The following is a 16,299-nucleotide window of genomic DNA, read 5'->3' as shown; positions in this document are numbered from 1 at the left end:
CGATCCAATATCATCCGGCCGGATCGCCGAGCCGCACGAGCCGCTGCCGCCCGGGATGCACCAGAAGCGCGTCGCCAGGCTCCAGGGGTCCCTGGAGCGAGGAGGGAACATCCCAGAGCCTCGCCTCATGCCCGCCCACGTACCTGGTCAGCAGAGCCGGTGCGCCGAGGTCACGGAGCAGGGTCACCACGGGATCGAGCGACTCGCCGAACGTGATCTGATGCCGTGCGAGGACGAGGTGGACGCCGTGCTCGCGCATCGTTCGCAGGTCGGGAATGGCCGCGGCGAGCGGGTCGTCTCCCAGCAGGCGCGGACGGTGCGACACGACCAGGAAGATGGAGGGCCCCCTGCGCCTGAGCAGGCGGGCGCTGGTGCTCCACCTGGCCTCGGTCAGCATCCTGCCGAATTCCTCCGGCGACGACGTGTGCCGCACGCCCCCCCGCCCCCACGCCTCTGCGCGTGCGAGGTCGTGCGGGCTCATGTGCATGTCCAGGAAGTAGACGAGCCGGTCCCGCTCGGTACCACTCGACGCCAGCCCGTCAACGATCTTGCGCACCAGGGTCGCCTTCCCGGAACCGGACGGGCCGCTGATGAGCAGATGCCGATCGACGTCGAAGTCCAGAAGCACGGCCTCGCCCGTCTCCGGATCACTCCCGAGCCGCACGCTCCGGTTCCGCGAGACCGGGGCGCGCCGGGGCGCGGCCTCCGCGTCGAAGGCGTGTATCCGCCTGAAGTGGTGAGCGAGTTCAGGGGATGACCGGAGCATCTGCTCAAGTCGCTCCGGCTCCCCGCAGAGGACGACCACGAAGCCGGTCGGCTCCTCTTGCAGCATGGTGACCACGGGTTCGAGATCCGCTGGGACGGACGAGTCGTCCAGCGCGATTGCTGGCGGCTCGCCTACATGGACGACCAGGACGCTGCTGCGGATACGGCGAGGGAGGGGCTCTCCCTCGCTTGCGGAATCGGAAGACCATATGACCGGCGGGTCATCTTGGAGGAGGGGAAGGCCGCTCAGAGACAGGACTCCGAGTTCGTTGAGCATCTGGCCGTACAGCCTCGCCGTCATGAGCATCTCCGGCCCGTATCGACCCGAAAAGATCAGATGACGGAACGGGCGCGGCTCGCCGGAGCGCACGGTTTCGGCGTCGGCCTGGAGGATCTCCCGGAGGGCCGCCCGCACCACGGCGACGTCGACGGGTACGCCTGCGGCTGTGTGCTGCTCGCGCCCGATTCTGTCGTCCAGGTCGGCGATCAGGCGGTCGAGCTGTTCCGGGCGGAGCCCCTCCGTTGCGGTCGCCGCCGAAGGACTCCGAGGGGGTGTGCGCGTTCGGCGGGCGAAGTCGTCGATGGCGTCGCGGGGAGGCTCCGGTGCCACGGTGAACTGCTGGGGGGAGCCGCCTCCGGCGAGGAGGTAGGCCGTTCGCTCGCCGTCCGGGAACTGGAGGCTCGCCTGCCCGAGGACGTGCCGCAGCTGGTCGGGTGGCAGGCGGCCCGCCGCTATGCGCCAGCCGAGGAGCGGCAGGAAGCGGCCCCAGATGGTGGTGTTCTCGACGGTGGACGCGGTGAGCAGGAGTTGGACGTCGAGCGCTCTGCCTCGCTGTGCCAGGGAGAGGAGCGTCTCCCCCACCTCGGGTCTGCTGATCGGGAAGGTGAGCGAGAGATCGGCGACCACGAGGAGGCGCGGCCGCGTCTGGGGCGGCGGCGTGGACGGGGACCCGGGAGGCAGGGTGGCGGGCTGTTCGCCCGGCTGGTAATCCTCGAAGAAGTTCCACCAGACCCGGTCGACCGAATTGGGGTCCTGGCGGAACTGCTCGTACAGCTCGTCGACCGTCCATTGGCCGGTGCCGAGATCCGAAACATGCGGCGTGTCCTGCGGCGGGCTCGCGGACCGTGCTTCGAGCTCGCCGGAGAGGAACTCGAAGAACCGCCGGAGTCGCTCCGGCGAGCCGAGCAGCTCTTCCTCGGAGTAGTGGACGTGTGGAAGGTCGATGGGCTCCCCGAGAGGATGCTCGCCCATCCCCGCGAACACGAATCGCAGGTCGGTCGGTGAGTGCCCTGCGGCGAGGGCCAGGGTGATGGCGCGGACGACCTTCTGGCGGGCCTCGGGACCGCCCACGATCAGGCCGTGCGGAATGCCCGACGAGGAATCGAGCGGATAGAGGTTGAGGAGATGGCCGCCCGGCCGGTAACCGATCGCCGGGCTGCGCGGCATCTCGGCGGGCAGTGCCCATGTCTCGTGCAGCATCCCGCTCGGCCCGCCGCCGTTCAACCGCAGCACGTCGAACTCGGGGGAAGGCGCGGGAGGCGGGGCCGTGGCGGGAGGCGCCTCGCGCAGAGGGACGTCGGCTGCGGAGGGCAGCGGCACCGACCCTGGTTCGGTCGGCCAGGGGAGTTCGCGTGCCTGTCGCCCTTGGCGCTTCATCCGCGCTACGAGCCGGTCGGCGTCGTCGATGGAGATGTGCGCAGGCTGGAACACCGGGTAAGCCCGATCCGCGAAGACGTGAAGGAAGGCGAGCCCCTGGCCGCGCAACCCCAGGTTCCAGCCGACGTAGTCCTGGAGGGGCCCTGGCAGGTGCGAGTCTTCCGGCCTGCAGAAGACGAACCGTATCCCCGCCGGGGCTCCCGCTCCGGACAGCCACATGAGGGCGTCGATCAGGGCAGGCTGCGCATCCAGCAACGGACCGGGGTCGTCGATGACGACCACCAGGCCGGGAATCGGCGAGTGGCCGGCGCCCTCGGCGACGGCCGCCTGGTACTCGTCCCACGCGGAGAACCCGGCATTCCGTATTGCCGTGGTGCGGCGGCGGCCCTCGTCTTCGAGCGCTGCGATCAACGTGGCGATCTGCACTGATTCGGGCGACCCGGCGTGGACGGCGGCGGCGACGTGAGGAAGGTCGCCCAGGCCGGCGAAGGGTCTCCCCCCGTGGGCGTCGACGAAGGCGAAGTTCAGGATGTCCGGGGAATGGGTGAGGGCGAGGCTGAACACGGTCGTCCGCACCAGCTCGGCGCGGTCGACCCGCGGAGCGATGATCAGGCCGTGCGGGAGCTCCGGCGTGCTCCGGAGAAGATCCAGCGTCACCCGACCGCCGCCGTCCTCTCCGATCGGGGTCTCGCACGGGGCGTCGGCCCACCGGTCGAGAAGCTCCTCGGCCGGGGTGTCGAAGAGGCCGAGCAGGTCCGGGCCCTGAGCCGCCTCCGGGGCCGGGGGAGCGGGGGTGAGGTGGGAGCGGGCCTGGGGGGTGAGGAGGGCGAAGTGGTCGGTGTCGGCGGTGAGGACGACCGGGCCGCCGTCGGCGGGGAGGAGGGCGCGGAACGTCTCGGCGGACGTTCCGGCGCGGCGTTCGATCTCGGCGGAGACGGCCTCCAGGACGTGCCGGGTGTGCAGGGCCTCGGGGCGCGGGAGGGTGTCGAGGAGGGCCTCGCGGGCGCCGGGGACGAACGCGTAGCGCACGCCGTCGGCCGGGCGGAGCAGGCCGCTCAGCAGCACCTCGGCGAGCTGTCCGGGGCCCGAGCCGCCGAGGATCCGGTGCTGGATCAGGCGCATCACCGGCAGCGACGGGACGGAGACGGCGACGTGGGCGGCGAGTTCGGCGGCGCCCGGGGACGCGGTGGCGAGGAAGCGGCGGACGCGCTCGGCGATCGGCAGTTCCCGCTCGCGCCGCACGGGCGCCGCCCCGGACGGGCGGGCCGGCAGCGTCGCGACGGCGGCGGGCTGCGGCTCGGACCCGGAGACCAGCCGGGCCCACGCGCCGAACCAGCGCGGCGCGATCTCCAGGACGGGGACGGGCACGCCGGGCGCGGCGGCGCCGTCGTAGGGGGCGAAGCGCAGGTCGGTGTTCGGGGCGCCGGGGCGGGGGAGGACGGCGAGACCGGGGGAGGCGGGGGCGGCGGTGCGGCGCCAGAGGCGTTCGGCGAGCGGCTGGACGATCGCGGTCGGCCCGGCCTGCGCCCAGCGGCGCACGGCCTGCCCGGCGCGCCCGTTCCACCAGTGGGGGCCCGAGCAGTCGCTCAGCACGAGGACGGCCCGCCGCCCGGAGGCGTCCAGGAGCGTCCCCGGGTCCTGCGGCGGCGCCTCGGGCGTGGAGGCGACGCGGCCGTTCCCGTCGAGGTAGCCGAGGTGGACGTCCTGGAAGGCGCCCTGGCGGAGCAGCGTCTCGGCCAGCTCGCGGGCGAGGGGGCGCCACAGCCGCATGGTGGGGCCGGTGTCGACGACCAGGCTGAGGCCGAGCCACCGCTCGGGCGACGGGACGAGGACGGGCGTCCACAGGCGGGTGTCGGCGATGCGCGCGGCGGTGGCGTCCTCGTCCAGCTCGACGCGGTGCCGGGACGGGACGCGCCGCTTCAACGGGCGCAGCGCACGCTGGACGCCGAGCGGGTCGGCCAGCATCGGCGCGGTCGGGACGAGCACCTCGGACGCGCGGCCCACCGGCTCCGCGTCGGCGCCCGGGCGGGGGCGCAGCTCGGTCAGCGGTTCGGAGGGGCGCGGGGGCGCGGGCTCGGGCGGCCTGGGGCCGCCGGGGTCGTCGGCGCGCTCGTCGGGCACGGGCGGCGGAACCGGCGGGGCCGAGGGGACCGGCTCCTCGGACGGGGAGATGTGGCAGGCGAGCCACAGCATCTCGCTGAGTTCGCGGGCGTCCGGCGGCGGCCCGACCGCCGACAGGACGTTCCGGAGCCGGTCAATCGTCATCGACGGGCCCGGTCAGGTAGGGCATGATGCGGTCGGCCAGGGCCCGGCGGTCCTCGGCGCCGGCGTGGCGGCACAGGTAGACGGCGTTGAGGAGCTGGTCGGTGGCGAGGGTGCCGGACGCGGAGCGCTCGAAGAAGCGGCGGACGAGGTCGTCGCTCTGGTCGGCGAGCGGCCCGAGGTGCTCGCGGACGATCGCGGACAGCTCGGCCTCGCCCGACGGCTGCCGCAGCTCCACGGTCACGCAGCGCCGCAGGAAGGCGGGCGGGAACTCGCGCTCGCCGTTGCTGGTCATCACGACCAGCGGGAACGCGCGGCAGCGGACCGTCCCGGCGGTGACGGTGACCCGCGCGCCCGGCCCGTCGGCGGTCATGACCTCGGCGACCGGGTCGGCCCGCCGGGTCAGCTCGGGCAGCTCGTACTCGCCCTTCTCGAAGATGGTGAGCAGGTCGTTGGGCAGGTCGATGTCGCTCTTGTCGATCTCGTCGACGAGCAGGACGCGCGGCCGCCGGTAGGGCAGCAGCGCCGTGCCGAGCGGGCCGAGGCGGATGTAGCGGCCGATGTCCTCCTCGCGCGCGGCGTCGTCCCGTCCGGCCGCGTCGTGCCGTCCGGCCGCGTACAGGCGGGTGAGCGGGTCGTACTGGTAGAGGCCGTCGCGGAGGGTGGTCCGGCTGGTGATGGGCCAGTGCAGGACGGGCCCGAGCCCCAGTTCGTGGGCGACGGCGTAGGCCAGCGTCGACTTCCCGGTGCCGGGAGGCCCCGTCACCAGCAGCGGGCGGCGCAGGTAGAGGGCGGCGTTGACCTGCTGCACGGCGTCGTCGGACGGACGGTACGTGGTCGCCTGGTGCTCGTTCCCGGATCCGCCGGAGGGGGGCTCCACGGTGGGGTCGCCGTCGAACGCGCGCCACGGCGGCGGAGGAGGCAGCCGGTCGATGCCGTCGTGCGTGCGTCGGCTCCCGGTGTAGAGCAGCCAGTCGGGCACCTATACCTCCATCGCGAGCGGGGGGTCGGGAAGCCGGGACGGATCGTCCCACAGCAGCGTCAGGTCGCGCCCGCAGTGCGGCGTGTCCTTGGGGGCGACGAGCGCGGCCTTGCGCAGCGCGAGCGCGAGCCGCGGAAGGTCGCCCGGATGCCGGTCGCCGACCGCCGCGGTGAGCTCGTCGAGGACGCGGTGCCCCCGGCAGTCGCCGTGCGAGGACGCGTCGCACGGGGTGCGCGTCCACATCATGACGGGGACGCCGTTGTTGAGCGCGGCCGTCAGCCAGCTCTTCACCGGCCGCGACCCGTACACCAGCACGCAGAAGTCGATGTTGGCCTCCAGCCAGTCCTGGAAGTCGCTGCCCCGGCGCGGCGCGTCGCACGCGATGGGACGGGGCTCGCTGCGGCCGCGCTCGATCAGCAGCCGCCAGCGGTGGTGGGCCTGGTCGCGGCGGATCGAGTCGGGCCGCAGCCGCTCCACGTCCCGTACCACGACCGGGTACTTGCGCATGGGGATCCTGTTGCGCGGGTCGACGTACCACTGCTCGAACGGCTTGCCGAGCCAGCCCTCCGGCACCGCGAACTCGATCATCCAGTCGCGGCCGAACAGCGCGGGCGCGAGCGCCGCCACGCCCGCCTCGACCACCGGCCGCACCCGCCGGTCCGGGACGCGCTCGGTCGGCCGCCCCGGACCCTCGGCCCCGTCGATCCAGGTGTGCACGGTCACGTCGAAGGCGTTGTCGAACGTGACCCGCTCCAGCCGGACGATCACCGACGCGGGTCCCGAGCGCGGGGCGGCGGGCGCGGCGCCGGGCAGGTGCCGCGCGGACCACGCGGTGAGCCGCAGCCGGGCGGACTCGGACAGGTGCGGCCCGAGCGCCGCGAGGTACCGGACGAGCCGGTCCTCCGCCCAGCCCTCGGCCACGTAGCGCACCGATCCCCACGCCGACCGGAAGCCGCCGAACGCCCGCCGGCCGGTGATCCGTTCGAGGTCGGCGGCGAGCGGGTCGGTGTAGCGGACACCGTCCAGGAGTTCCCGCAGCTCGCGGCGGGCGTCGGGGGTGAGCCACCGCAGCGGCAGCAGATCGTCGAGTTCCTCCCAGTACGTTCGGATGTGCGCGATGGGCAGCATCCAGCCGAGGTCGGCCCGGTCGCCGTGCCTCAGCTCGGCGTTCGTCACCATGCCGATGACCTCGCCCGTCGCCGTGTCGTACACGGCGGAGCCGCTGTAGCCCTCCTCCAGCCAGTCGCCCTGGCCGGTCTTCAGCTCCCACCACTCGCGCCGCATCCCGCGGTGCGGGAACGTCGTCACCGACGCGTGCCGCTCGTTCTGGTCGGGACGGCGCGGGAACCCGCACACCCCGAACGTCCGTCCGAGCAGGCTCCCCTCGTGCGGGCCGTCGGGCGCGGCCAGCGTGGCGGGGGTCAGCGCGACCGGCTCGCGCAGTTCGAGGACGGCGACGTCGCCGGGGTCTCCCGCCCGCTCCCAGTCGCCGCGCCGCACGACCCTGGCGGGCAGGTCCTCCAGCAGCCCGGGGAACCCGACGCGCACCTCGTCCCGCCCGTGGACGGTGTGGGCGCAGGTCAGCAGCCGTGTCGCGGTGACGAGGAACGCCGCGCCGAGCCTGCCGCCGGACGGCGGGCCGACCCAGGCGCGCCACTGCCAGTCGTCCACGATGCGGCTACGCCTCCTCCGCGGCGCGCGGCTGCTGCCCCCACGTCATCTTGACCTTGAGGTGGCCCTCGACGGACGTCTTGGCGATGACGGCCCCGGCCGCCGCGTTGAGCTTGACGCCGAACTCCAGCTCGATCCCGTCGGGGTTCAGGGAGCCGCCGCGCAGCGACGCGAGCGCCGACTGCGCCGCCTCCCGGACGTTCTGGAACGCGTCCTCGAACTTGCCGACCGCGTCGTGGATCAGGTCGCCGGAGAGCGACACCGACTGGAACCCCGGCTCCCGGTCGTCGGTCTCCACGACGACGGTCCCGTTCTCGGTCTGCCAGCGCACGAGTTCGTTCACCCGGCAAATCTAACAAGATCATGCGGTGCGGGGTGCTTTGCTGGAAGTGCCGCACCGGCGGCGGCGCGGCCACAGGAGGACAGGATGATCACCGTCGAGCAGGTGCGGGCCTTCGCGGCGACGCTGCCCCGCACGTCCGAGCACCTGATCAGGGACCGGGTGAAGTTCCGCGTCGGCTCCATCGTCTACGTCGCCTTCTCGCGGGACGAGACCGTCATGGGGTTCGCGTTCCCCAAGGAGGAGCGGCTCGCCCTGGTCGAATCCGAGCCGGACAAGTTCCACCTCCCCGGTGAATCCGACATGCGTTTCAACTGGGTGCACGCCTGGACCGCGGCGCTGGACGAGGCCGAGATGGAGGAACTCGTCACCGACGCGTGGCGGATGGTCGTCCCGAAGAAGGTCGCCGCAGCGCGCCTCGGCCCTCAGAACGGATGACGCCCGTCCGACGGGCGCGGGGGTGATGCGAGCAGCGCCCCGGCGGCGCGGGCGATGCCGTCCGACGCGGCGGGGAGCAGCCGCGCCATCCGCCCGGTGGGCAGGCTGCCCGTGCGGCCGGTCACGCCGAGGCAGCCGACCAGCGCGCCGTCCGGGCCGCGCACCCCCGTGGCGACGCAGCTGAAACCGAGTTGGCACTGCTCGTGCTCCACCGCGATGGCAGTGTCGCGCACGGCGTTGACCTCGTCCAGGAAACGCGGCCAGGACGTCGTGCCCCGCGGTGTCTGCGGCGCTGGCGGCCTCCCGCGCAGGCCCTCCAGGAGGTCGGGCCGCTCCGCGAGCACCACCCGTCCGAGCGCGGACGCCTGCAGCGCCGCGCTCCTCGGGTCGTTCGACCACTCCCCGCGCCGCACGTCGGGGGCCCGGTTGGCGCCGTAGGCAATGGTCATGAACGTGATGGAGCCCTCGCTGATCTCGCAGACCCACACGATCTCCCCCGTGCGGGCGAACAGGTCCTGCACGTGCGGGGTGGCGGCGTGGAGCAGGCCCTCCTGCAGGGCCGCCCGCCTCCCGAGGTCCAGCAGGCGCGGCCCCAGCCGGTAGCGCCCGTCGGGGTCGCGCCGGAGCATCCGCCGGGCCACCAGGTCGGCGGCGATGCGCCGCACCGTGGGCTTGGGGACGCCGACCTCGCGGGTGAGGTCGGCCAGCGTCATCGGCCCGCCGCGGGCGGCGACCGCGTCGAGGACGGCGACGACGCGGCCGGTCACGGTGCGGTCGTCCATGCGTTCCATGGTCCTGCCCGGACGGACGAAAAGCCACCGGCGGGTCACTCAGTGACACGCTCCCGTGGCGTCCGGAACCGGTCTCGGCGACCGTGGCGAACGCGGCGCCGCGCCACGGGGGCCGTCGCCGCGCCGGAGTCCCGACCACACCCGGGGGGAGCCATCACATGACCCAGTACCACCGTCCGGGGGTCCACCGCCCCAACGTCCTGTTCTTACTGCTCGGCCTGCTCCTGATCGTCGTCGGCGCCGCGGCGATGGTGCTCGGGTTCCTCTACGGCGTCCAGTCGATCCTGGGCGCCGACCTCGGCCCCGATCTCGGCTCCGAGGGGCTGAGCGGCGCCGGGCCCGCGATGGAACCGCTGGTCAACGGCTTCACCGTCGTCATCGTCGGCACCACCGTGCTGACGATCGGCCGCTACCTGTGGCGCGGCGCCCGCCGCCGCGGCGCCCGGGACCGGATCGGCCGGCTTCTGATCATCCTGGGGCACCTCGTCGTCTGCGCGGCGCTGGTGGCCTTCACCCGCTTCCTGCTGTCCGCGCTGGACACCGGCGATCCCGGCGAGGGAGAGAAGATCGTCTTCCGGGGCCTGGTCGTGTGCGCGGCGGTGTGCGTCCCCGGACTGCTCCTGGCCCTCCCCGGCCTGCGGATGGCGAGGGAGCGCCCGCTGATGGAGGCCGAGGCCGAGGTGAACCGCCCCGGGCCGCCCCCGCCGCCCCCGCCGCCGCCCCCACGGCCCTTCATGCGCTGACCGGCGCGCGTTCTCAGTGCGGCGGCGGCAGCGGGTCGACGGCGTTGCCGGCGCCGCAGCCGCCCTCGCCCGCCATCCGCTGCATCCGGGGCGGCGTCCACACGTTCGTGCGGCCCGGCGCGACACGGGCCAGGACGCAGTCGAAGACGTCCGACCCGTAGGGCTTCACGGTGAGGGCCACGCCGACGACGTCGCCCCTGGCGGCGAACTCGCGCCGGATGGCCGGGTCGAGCCGCAGCGACGCGACCGCCGCGCGGATCTTCGCCTCGTCCGCCCGGCCTCCCTTCGGCACACGGGGCAGCGCCTTGCCCAGCCGCTCGAACGGAATCTCCGGCGTCTTCGGCCACGGCGGGAAAGCGAGCGGCGCCCCGGACGGGCACGGCACCTGCCGCGTTCCGTAGTTCTGCCATTCGGTGGTGGTCGAGAACCGCAGCTCGAAGCACCGCCGCACGGTGACCGTCGAGGACGGGAACCAGCCGCCTTCCGGCGCCGTCCCCTCCGTCCGGAGGACGAGCCGCACCCCGTCCCCGGCGGTCGAGACGCCGGTCACCCGCATGACCTCCACGCCGTCGAGGTCCGCCGCCCGGTGCCCCATGTCCCGCGCGGGCCGCACCCGGGAGTCGTAGACCCGGTCCCCGGCCCGCTCTGCGGCCTTCCGCGCGTCCGCGGCGGCCACGTCCTCGGGGCTCCGGCCCAGCTGCCCACAGCCGGCGGCGAGCAGGACGACCAGGGGGATCACGAATCGGCGCATGCCGCCAATGATCCCGGCGGCCGCCGCGCGGCGGTATCCGCTCTCGTACTCAACCCGTCTCAGGCGTCGGCGGGCTGCACCTCGGGCGTCGCCTCGACCGGCTCGGCCTCCGGCTCGGCCGTGACCGGGCGGCGGCGGCCCCACGCCAGCGCGGCGGCGAAACACGCGAACGGCAGGGCGGGCAGCATGTAGCGGTAGTCGAAGTCGACCGTGATCGGAGGAATGGCCAGGAGGGCGACGCCGGACGTCCAGAACAGCGCCGTCCGGGCGCGGCCCCGCCGCCACACGATCCCGGCCGCGCCCGCGAGCAGCACCGCGCCGAGCACCGTCCCCGGAACGCTCACGTGCTTCTGGTAGCCGCGCAGCACACCGGCGTACGGCTCGACGACGTGCGTGCGGCCCGTCCCGTGCGAGTACTCGTACACGACCGCGCCCCGGTCTCCGCCCCCGTAGACGGGCAGTCTCGGTTTGCGCGCCGTGGGCCGCGTGGGGAAGTGGTAGCGGGCCTCGGTGCCCACGGTCGGGTAGCGCGACCGGTGCCACGAGAACGTCCGGACGAAGAAGTCGTAGGAGACGACGCGCAGGTAGTCGAGCGGCTGGTTCTTGATCGCCCACAACGCGAACCGCTGCGCCCGCGCGTTGGTCTCCTCGTCGAACGCCTGCCCGTTGGACCAGCCGGTCGGCGAGTTGTCCTCCCAGATCTGGTGGGAGGAGGCGGGCCGGTCGTCCTTGGCGCCGTACGGGCAGAGCCCCGCCAGGTCCGGCGGGGGCGCGAACGCGTCGCAGTCGGCGAACGCAGCCGTCCGCCCCCACAGGAAGATGCCGTCCACGCCCGTCATCTGGAACCGGCCGTGCTCCCGCTGGAACCACGTCGCGTACGCCCCGACGGGCAGCGCGAACGTCACGGCGAGCGCCAGGTACACCGGCCATCGCGTCCGCCTGAGCAGCAGGTAGAGGACGGCGATGAGGAAGAGCGGCACCCCCACGGTCCGCGTGACGGCCGCCACGCCGAGCAGCGCGCCCACTAGCGCGGCGCGCCGCCAGCCGGCCTCCCCGGGCCGGGCCAGCAGCAGCATCGCGCCGAACACCAGGACGGTGAACAGGGTGTCCGACAGCAGCAGGTGCTCCAGTTCGACCTGGAAGGAGTCGAGCAGCACCGGCGCGACCGCCAGCGCCGCCCACGGCCGCCGGACCTCGAAGTCGCGGACGAGCATCCGGTATCCGAGCGCGGCCAGCCCGAGGATGGCCGCGTGCTGGAGCGCCGTCACCAGCGCCAGGCTGTGGAACGGCTTCAGCACCCAGAGGAAGAGCCCGTACCCGGACGGCCTCATCGGGTGCGGGAACGGGTCGTCCGCGATCCGGACGAAGTCGTAGCTGTCGTTGAACCACAGCACGCCCCGGAACCCGACCATGGCGAGCACCCGCAGCACGACGCCCACGAGCAGCACCGCGCAGAACAGCCAGTTGCGGCGGACGGTCGAAGGGGAGAACGACACCGGGTACCTAACTGTGGGACGTGCGGGCGGACAGATCCTGCGCCGGTCCTGGACCGGCGGCGTCGCGCCGGGGCGGGCCACTACGTCACTCACTGCCGCCCACGCATCGGCCGAGAGCCTACCAGCGCCGCCCCCGCCCGCCCGTGCTGTCCACCGCAGACGACCAGGTGGCGGCGGCATTTCCCGCCCGGCCGCGTCGCCACCGGGTGCAGCGGGACCGAGGATCGCACGGACCGCGGACTCCGTGACCGTCGAACCGGCTCGTTGCTGACGGCCGGGGGAGCGGGACGGTAGTGGCCGAGACGGGCTGTCACCGAGCCGTCCTTTCCCAACAAACAAAAGACCCCGAAGGAGCCTGTCATGGCATCGAGGCGAAGGAGAAGAGAGCAAGAACGGCTCAGCGAATTCCAGCGGGCCTGCGGAAATCGTGCCGAGGACTACACCCTTCTGGCCCTGCGCACGGACGACCCCGTCGTCAGGGCGGGTGCGCGGCAGATGGCCGAAGTGAGCAACCGCAGCGCCGGGCAGACGCTCTGGGAGTCGCTGGTGGACCCCCGCAACGCGTCCACACCCGCGATGCGGCGGGCGCGGCAGGCGCTGCGAGACGGCGCCTGACCGAAGCAACAGCCGGCCGGGCACGGCCGGCTGAAACACCCATAGAAGCGGCCCCCAGGTGCCGCTTCTATGTTTCTGGCCCCTCGGGGGCCGCCGGCCCTGCGATCAGGTGGTCGTCGCGTCGGCCGGATGGCGGTCCGCGCCGGAATTGTGCCACCTTCTACTGGCGCATTAGTGTCGCGCGTGGGCGGCGCCTGCCGTTCTTGCCGTAAGAGAGGACGATGCGGGTATGCGTGGTGTCTTAACGCTCGTCGGCTTCACGGTGACGCTCATCGCCGTGGCGGGGTGCGGCGGCGACGGCGGTGACTCCTCGGCTCCTCCGAGGGCCAGTGCGTCCGTGTCGCCGAGTGCGCCGTCGCCTTCGGCGACCTTGGAGTCCCGGTTCTTCGCCTGCCTGCGTACGCACGGCGTCCGGCTGCCCGAAGACGACCGTGCCGGCGGGAACGAGCAGCGGATCAACCGGGGGATCGAGAAATGCGCGTCCCTCATGGAGCCGGGGCAGGCCGTCCTGGTGCGGGTGACCGAGGGGAATCGGTTCCAGGCGTGCTTGGCCGAGCACGGGGTCGAACTGCCCGAACCCGGCCGGAAGCTCAGCCTGATCCGCGGAAGGGACCGGGCCATGGACGCCGCCCTGGAGCAATGCTGAAGCCGTGAGCGGGCGACCGTGGAGACGGCTCCGTCACGGCCGCGTCCGCTTCGGCAGGGTGAGGATCTCGGCGCCGTCGTCGGTGATGGCGATCGTGTGCTCGCTGTGCGCCGTGCGGCAGCCCGTCGCGCTGCGGAGCGTCCACCCGTCGGCGTCGGTGACGAGGTCGGCGGTGTCCTCCATGATCCACGGCTCCAGCGCGAGCAGCAGCCCGGGGCGCAGCTTGTACCCGCGGCCGGGGCGTCCGGTGTTGGAGACGTGCGGGTCCTGGTGCATCGTCGATCCGATGCCGTGGCCCCCGAAATCGGTGTTGATCGAGTACCCCGCCTCGCGCAGGACCGTGCCGATGGCGTGGGAGATGTCTCCGGTGCGGGCCCCGGGTCCGGCGGCGGCGATCCCCGCCCGCAGCGCGCGTTCGGTCGTGTCGATCAGCGCGACGCTCTCCGGGGCCTTCGATTCGCCCACGACGAAGCTGATGGCCGAGTCCGCGGCGACTCCGCCCAGGGAGACGGCGAGGTCGAGGCTCAGCAGGTCCCCGTCGGCGAGCGCGTAGTCGTAGGGGAGCCCGTGAAGGACGGCGTCGTTGACGGACGTGCAGATGTAGTGGCCGAACGGCCCGCGCCCGAAGGACGGCGCGTAGTCGACGTAGCAGGACTCCGCCCCCGCCTCGACGATCATGGCCTTGGTCCACTGGTCGATCTCCAGCAGGTTGGTGCCGACCGCGGTGCGGCTCTTCACCGTCTGCAGGATGTCGGCGACCAGGGCGCCCGTGTCCTTGGCCCGGGCCAGTTCGCCGGGGTTCAGAATCTCGATCATGTGGCCATCATCCCCTGCACCCAATAACTATACCGGTCATACTATACCGGTACTAGAATAGGGGCCATGGTCAGGTTGCCGCTCACTCCCGCGGAGGTCGAACGCGGGCAGCGCCTCGGCGCCCTCCTGCGCCGGGCCAGGGGGGAGCGCTCGATGCTCGCCACCGCGCTCGACGCGCGCGTCTCCCCGGAGACCCTCCGGAAGATCGAGTCGGGCCGCGTGGCCACCCCCGCCTTCTCGACCATCGCGGCGATCGCGGGCGTCCTCGGCCTCTCCCTCGACGAGGTGTGGGCCGAGATCAGCCGTCCCGAACGCGATGTCGAACCCTCCGGCTCCGGCGCCTGAGCACGGCCTCACGTGTCGCCGAGGTCGGCGACGGTGGAGGTCGGGGTGGTGATGACGGCGTCGAACGCGTCGAGGACGGGAGTCTCCAGGTAGGCGCTCTGGATCCGGATGCGGTCAGGTCCGCCGGAGCCCCGCGCGCGGACCCGGTTGAGATCGGCGATGCTCAGCCCGAGCCCGGCGTCGGCGAACGCGGCTTCGATGCTGTTCGGCTCGGGGGGCTGGAGCGGGGTGGCGTCGACGGCGAACCCGAAGCGCGCGGACTCGTCCGGGCGCATGTCGGCGGTGTGTCCGGCGACGCTGGTCAGGGCGAGGGCGACGTAGTCATCGCCCAGGGCGTCGCGCAGGTGCTGCCCCATGGGGAGTCCCGTGAGGTGGCCGTCGAACGAGACCGGCGTCTTCTGGATGTGGGCGTTGTGGGACGCCAGCACGATGCGGGTCCCAGGCCCGAAGCGCTTCAGGTGCCACTGGACCGACCCGGCCATGTAGACGTCCCGGGCCGAGGTGTCGGCGGTCAGGCCGCTGCCGGCGTACAGGCCGGCCATCGCGCGGAACCCGTAGTCGGCGTGGCAGGCGGCCTCCAGGCGACGCAGAGCGATGTCGTACTCGTGCCGGTCGCCACGGGACAGGTAGAGCGGCGCGACGGCACGGAACCGGATGAGCAGGCGCATCAGGAGCGCGCTGAGCGCGTCCTGCTCGGCGGCGGCCAGGCGGGTCCAGGCCGGTGCGGCCGCGGCGGCCGAGGGGCCGGCGAACGACTCGGCGATCCGCACGGCCTCCTCGACCACCGGAAGGATCTCGGGGTCGACCCGGCGCAGGTAGTCGGCGACGGGGGCCAGGGCCGGCAGCAGCGACCCGCCCGCCGCCGGGACGTCGATCCCGGCGAAACGCACCGGCGCGCCGGCCGTGGCGTTGTGCCGGCGCATCCAGCGCAAGGGCTCTTCGACCCCCACGGGGATCGTTTCGGCGAGATGGGCGGAGAGCTCATCGTCCGTGCCCTTCCCCTGGACCCAGTCGTCCAGCGGGAAGCCTTCGCTGAAGCCGTACTCGAAGGCGAGGACGGTGAAACCGCACCGTTCGGCCAGGAACCGCAGGACGCGCTGGCGCAGGTGCGAGAACTCGGTGATGAAGTGGGAGTTCTCCCCGATCGCGACGACGCGCGCGTCACCGACGATGCCGCGCAGCGGCTCCAGGTCGTCCAGCGGCGCCTCGGGGGCGAGGTGGTCGAGCGCGACGGCGGCGGAGCCGAGCCGGTCGGCGAAGGTGGCGTGGGGGGACGGAGCAGGCATGCTGGCAACTCGATTCCGGATCGGAGGGGGAGGGACGGCGATCGGCCTACTCCATGCGGGCCGCCGCCTCCTCCAGGTCGTCGATGCCTCCTGACATGATCGTGCGGACGTGCTCGGTGATGTGCTGGAGCGGCCAGTCCCACCAGGCCACGGCCAGCAGGCGGGCGACGTCGGCGTCGCCGTAGCGGCGGCGGATGAGCCTGGCCGGGTTGCCGCCGACGATGCCGTAGTCCGGGACGTCGTCGACGACGACGGAGCCGGACGCGACGATCGCTCCGTGGCCGATGCGGACGCCGGGCATCACCGTGGCCCGGTAGCCGAACCACACGTCGTGGCCGACGACGGTGTCGCCCCGTCCGGGCAGGCCGGTGATGAGATCGAAATGCTCGGCCCAGGAGCCGCCCATGATCGGGAAGGGGAACGTCGAGGGCCCGTCCATGCGGTGGTTGGCGCCGTTCATGATGAACCGCACGCCCTCGCCCAGCGCGCAGAACCGCCCGATGACCAGCCGTTCCGGCCCGTAGTGGTACAGCACGTTCCGGGTCTCGAACGCGGTCGGATCGTCCGGGTCGTCGTAGTAGGTGAACTCCCCGACCTCGATCAGCGGCGAGGTGACCAGCGGCTTCAGCAGCACCACCCGCGGCTGCTCGGGCATCGGGTGCACGACGTTCGGGTCGGCGGGGACGAGTGGCATG

General features: G+C 73.0%; 15 protein-coding genes. 5 read left to right on the top strand and 10 right to left on the bottom strand.

Annotated elements, in window-relative coordinates; genetic code table 11:
- Window positions 1-10 precede the first annotated feature (10 nt).
- Genes AB0C87_RS02345 through AB0C87_RS02330 form a run of 4 tightly spaced genes read right to left on the bottom strand, consistent with a single transcriptional unit; the run spans window position 11 to window position 7,680 of the window.
- Window positions 11-4,687 carry an SAV_2336 N-terminal domain-related protein gene (locus AB0C87_RS02345; RefSeq protein ID WP_360576134.1) on the bottom strand — a complete coding sequence of 1,559 codons (4,677 nt, stop codon included), beginning with the start codon at window positions 4,685-4,687 and terminating at the stop codon, window positions 11-13.
- Window positions 4,677-5,666 (bottom strand): MoxR family ATPase, encoded by a 990-nt coding sequence (locus AB0C87_RS02340; protein WP_360576132.1) that lies wholly within the window; start codon window positions 5,664-5,666, stop codon window positions 4,677-4,679. Before AB0C87_RS02340 ends, AB0C87_RS02345 begins: the two co-directional genes overlap by 11 nt.
- Window positions 5,667-7,337, bottom strand: a complete 1,671-nt coding sequence (locus AB0C87_RS02335; protein ID WP_353833329.1) for a trypsin-like peptidase domain-containing protein — start codon at window positions 7,335-7,337, stop codon at window positions 5,667-5,669.
- Window positions 7,338-7,344: 7 nt separating this feature from the next.
- Window positions 7,345-7,680: a CU044_2847 family protein gene (locus AB0C87_RS02330; protein ID WP_345179821.1), complete on the bottom strand. Its 336-nt coding sequence runs from the start codon at window positions 7,678-7,680 to the stop codon at window positions 7,345-7,347.
- Between the two features lie 84 nt (window positions 7,681-7,764).
- Here AB0C87_RS02330 and AB0C87_RS02325 point away from each other — a divergent pair, with 84 nt between their 5' ends.
- Window positions 7,765-8,115 carry an MmcQ/YjbR family DNA-binding protein gene (locus AB0C87_RS02325; RefSeq protein WP_353833330.1) on the top strand — a complete coding sequence of 117 codons (351 nt, stop codon included), beginning with the start codon at window positions 7,765-7,767 and terminating at the stop codon, window positions 8,113-8,115.
- Here AB0C87_RS02325 and AB0C87_RS02320 read toward each other — a convergent pair.
- Window positions 8,103-8,897, bottom strand: a complete 795-nt coding sequence (locus AB0C87_RS02320; protein WP_353833331.1) for a helix-turn-helix domain-containing protein — start codon at window positions 8,895-8,897, stop codon at window positions 8,103-8,105. The genes AB0C87_RS02325 and AB0C87_RS02320 overlap by 13 nt on opposite strands.
- A 167-nt stretch (window positions 8,898-9,064) precedes the next feature.
- Between AB0C87_RS02320 and AB0C87_RS02315 the strand changes: the two genes are divergently transcribed.
- Window positions 9,065-9,649: a hypothetical protein gene (locus AB0C87_RS02315; RefSeq protein WP_353833332.1), complete on the top strand. Its 585-nt coding sequence runs from the start codon at window positions 9,065-9,067 to the stop codon at window positions 9,647-9,649.
- Window positions 9,650-9,662: 13 nt separating this feature from the next.
- Here the strand turns inward: AB0C87_RS02315 and AB0C87_RS02310 are convergent, their stop codons facing one another.
- Both AB0C87_RS02310 and AB0C87_RS02305 read right to left on the bottom strand, forming a co-directional pair.
- Complete coding sequence (locus tag AB0C87_RS02310) at window positions 9,663-10,400, bottom strand: hypothetical protein (protein WP_353833333.1); 738 nt, start codon at window positions 10,398-10,400, stop codon at window positions 9,663-9,665.
- 59 nt (window positions 10,401-10,459) lie between these two features.
- A complete protein-coding gene (locus tag AB0C87_RS02305; RefSeq protein ID WP_353833334.1) occupies window positions 10,460-11,896 on the bottom strand; it encodes a hypothetical protein in 1,437 nt (478 codons plus the stop codon).
- A gap of 360 nt (window positions 11,897-12,256) precedes the next feature.
- On the opposite strand from AB0C87_RS02305, the gene AB0C87_RS02300 reads away from it, so the two are divergent.
- Window positions 12,257-12,511, top strand: a complete 255-nt coding sequence (locus tag AB0C87_RS02300; protein ID WP_345179833.1) for a hypothetical protein — start codon at window positions 12,257-12,259, stop codon at window positions 12,509-12,511.
- 229 nt (window positions 12,512-12,740) lie between these two features.
- The gene (locus AB0C87_RS02295) at window positions 12,741-13,157 is read left to right on the top strand and encodes a hypothetical protein (RefSeq protein WP_345179835.1); all 417 of its coding nucleotides are present in this window, start codon (window positions 12,741-12,743) and stop codon (window positions 13,155-13,157) included.
- Window positions 13,158-13,190: 33 nt separating this feature from the next.
- Here AB0C87_RS02295 and map read toward each other — a convergent pair whose 3' ends face one another.
- Window positions 13,191-13,973 carry a type I methionyl aminopeptidase gene (map, locus tag AB0C87_RS02290; protein ID WP_345179836.1) on the bottom strand — a complete coding sequence of 261 codons (783 nt, stop codon included), beginning with the start codon at window positions 13,971-13,973 and terminating at the stop codon, window positions 13,191-13,193.
- A 66-nt stretch (window positions 13,974-14,039) separates the two neighbouring features.
- On the opposite strand from map, the gene AB0C87_RS02285 reads away from it, so the two are divergent.
- Window positions 14,040-14,318: a helix-turn-helix transcriptional regulator gene (locus tag AB0C87_RS02285; RefSeq protein ID WP_345179838.1), complete on the top strand. Its 279-nt coding sequence runs from the start codon at window positions 14,040-14,042 to the stop codon at window positions 14,316-14,318.
- An 8-nt stretch (window positions 14,319-14,326) separates the two neighbouring features.
- Here the strand turns inward: AB0C87_RS02285 and AB0C87_RS02280 are convergent, their stop codons facing one another.
- Both AB0C87_RS02280 and AB0C87_RS02275 read right to left on the bottom strand, forming a co-directional pair.
- Window positions 14,327-15,604, bottom strand: coding sequence for an erythromycin esterase family protein (locus tag AB0C87_RS02280; protein ID WP_360576128.1), 1,278 nt, complete (start codon window positions 15,602-15,604; stop codon window positions 14,327-14,329).
- 46 nt (window positions 15,605-15,650) lie between these two features.
- A complete protein-coding gene (locus tag AB0C87_RS02275; RefSeq protein ID WP_353833336.1) occupies window positions 15,651-16,298 on the bottom strand; it encodes a CatB-related O-acetyltransferase in 648 nt (215 codons plus the stop codon).
- Window position 16,299 lies beyond the last annotated feature (1 nt).

The organism is Actinomadura sp. NPDC048021 (genome assembly GCF_040653135.1).
GTDB lineage: Bacteria > Actinomycetota > Actinomycetes > Streptosporangiales > Streptosporangiaceae > Spirillospora > Spirillospora verrucosospora.
This window is presented reverse-complemented; position numbering and strand designations above follow the sequence as displayed.

What these genes read in the sequence shown, in the direction of transcription:
- AB0C87_RS02345 (WP_360576134.1), bottom strand. Translation starts at nt 4,687, where the DNA reads ATGACGATTGACCGGCTCCGGAACGTCCTGTCGGCGGTCGGGCCGCCG.
- AB0C87_RS02325 (WP_353833330.1), top strand. Translation starts at nt 7,765, where the DNA reads ATGATCACCGTCGAGCAGGTGCGGGCCTTCGCGGCGACGCTGCCCCGC.
- AB0C87_RS02320 (WP_353833331.1), bottom strand. Translation starts at nt 8,897, where the DNA reads ATGGACGACCGCACCGTGACCGGCCGCGTCGTCGCCGTCCTCGACGCG.
- AB0C87_RS02315 (WP_353833332.1), top strand. Translation starts at nt 9,065, where the DNA reads ATGACCCAGTACCACCGTCCGGGGGTCCACCGCCCCAACGTCCTGTTC.
- AB0C87_RS02310 (WP_353833333.1), bottom strand. Translation starts at nt 10,400, where the DNA reads ATGCGCCGATTCGTGATCCCCCTGGTCGTCCTGCTCGCCGCCGGCTGT.
- AB0C87_RS02300 (WP_345179833.1), top strand. Translation starts at nt 12,257, where the DNA reads ATGGCATCGAGGCGAAGGAGAAGAGAGCAAGAACGGCTCAGCGAATTC.
- AB0C87_RS02295 (WP_345179835.1), top strand. Translation starts at nt 12,741, where the DNA reads ATGCGTGGTGTCTTAACGCTCGTCGGCTTCACGGTGACGCTCATCGCC.
- map (WP_345179836.1), bottom strand. Translation starts at nt 13,973, where the DNA reads ATGATCGAGATTCTGAACCCCGGCGAACTGGCCCGGGCCAAGGACACG.
- AB0C87_RS02285 (WP_345179838.1), top strand. Translation starts at nt 14,040, where the DNA reads ATGGTCAGGTTGCCGCTCACTCCCGCGGAGGTCGAACGCGGGCAGCGC.
- AB0C87_RS02280 (WP_360576128.1), bottom strand. Translation starts at nt 15,604, where the DNA reads ATGCCTGCTCCGTCCCCCCACGCCACCTTCGCCGACCGGCTCGGCTCC.
- AB0C87_RS02275 (WP_353833336.1), bottom strand. Translation starts at nt 16,298, where the DNA reads ATGCCACTCGTCCCCGCCGACCCGAACGTCGTGCACCCGATGCCCGAG.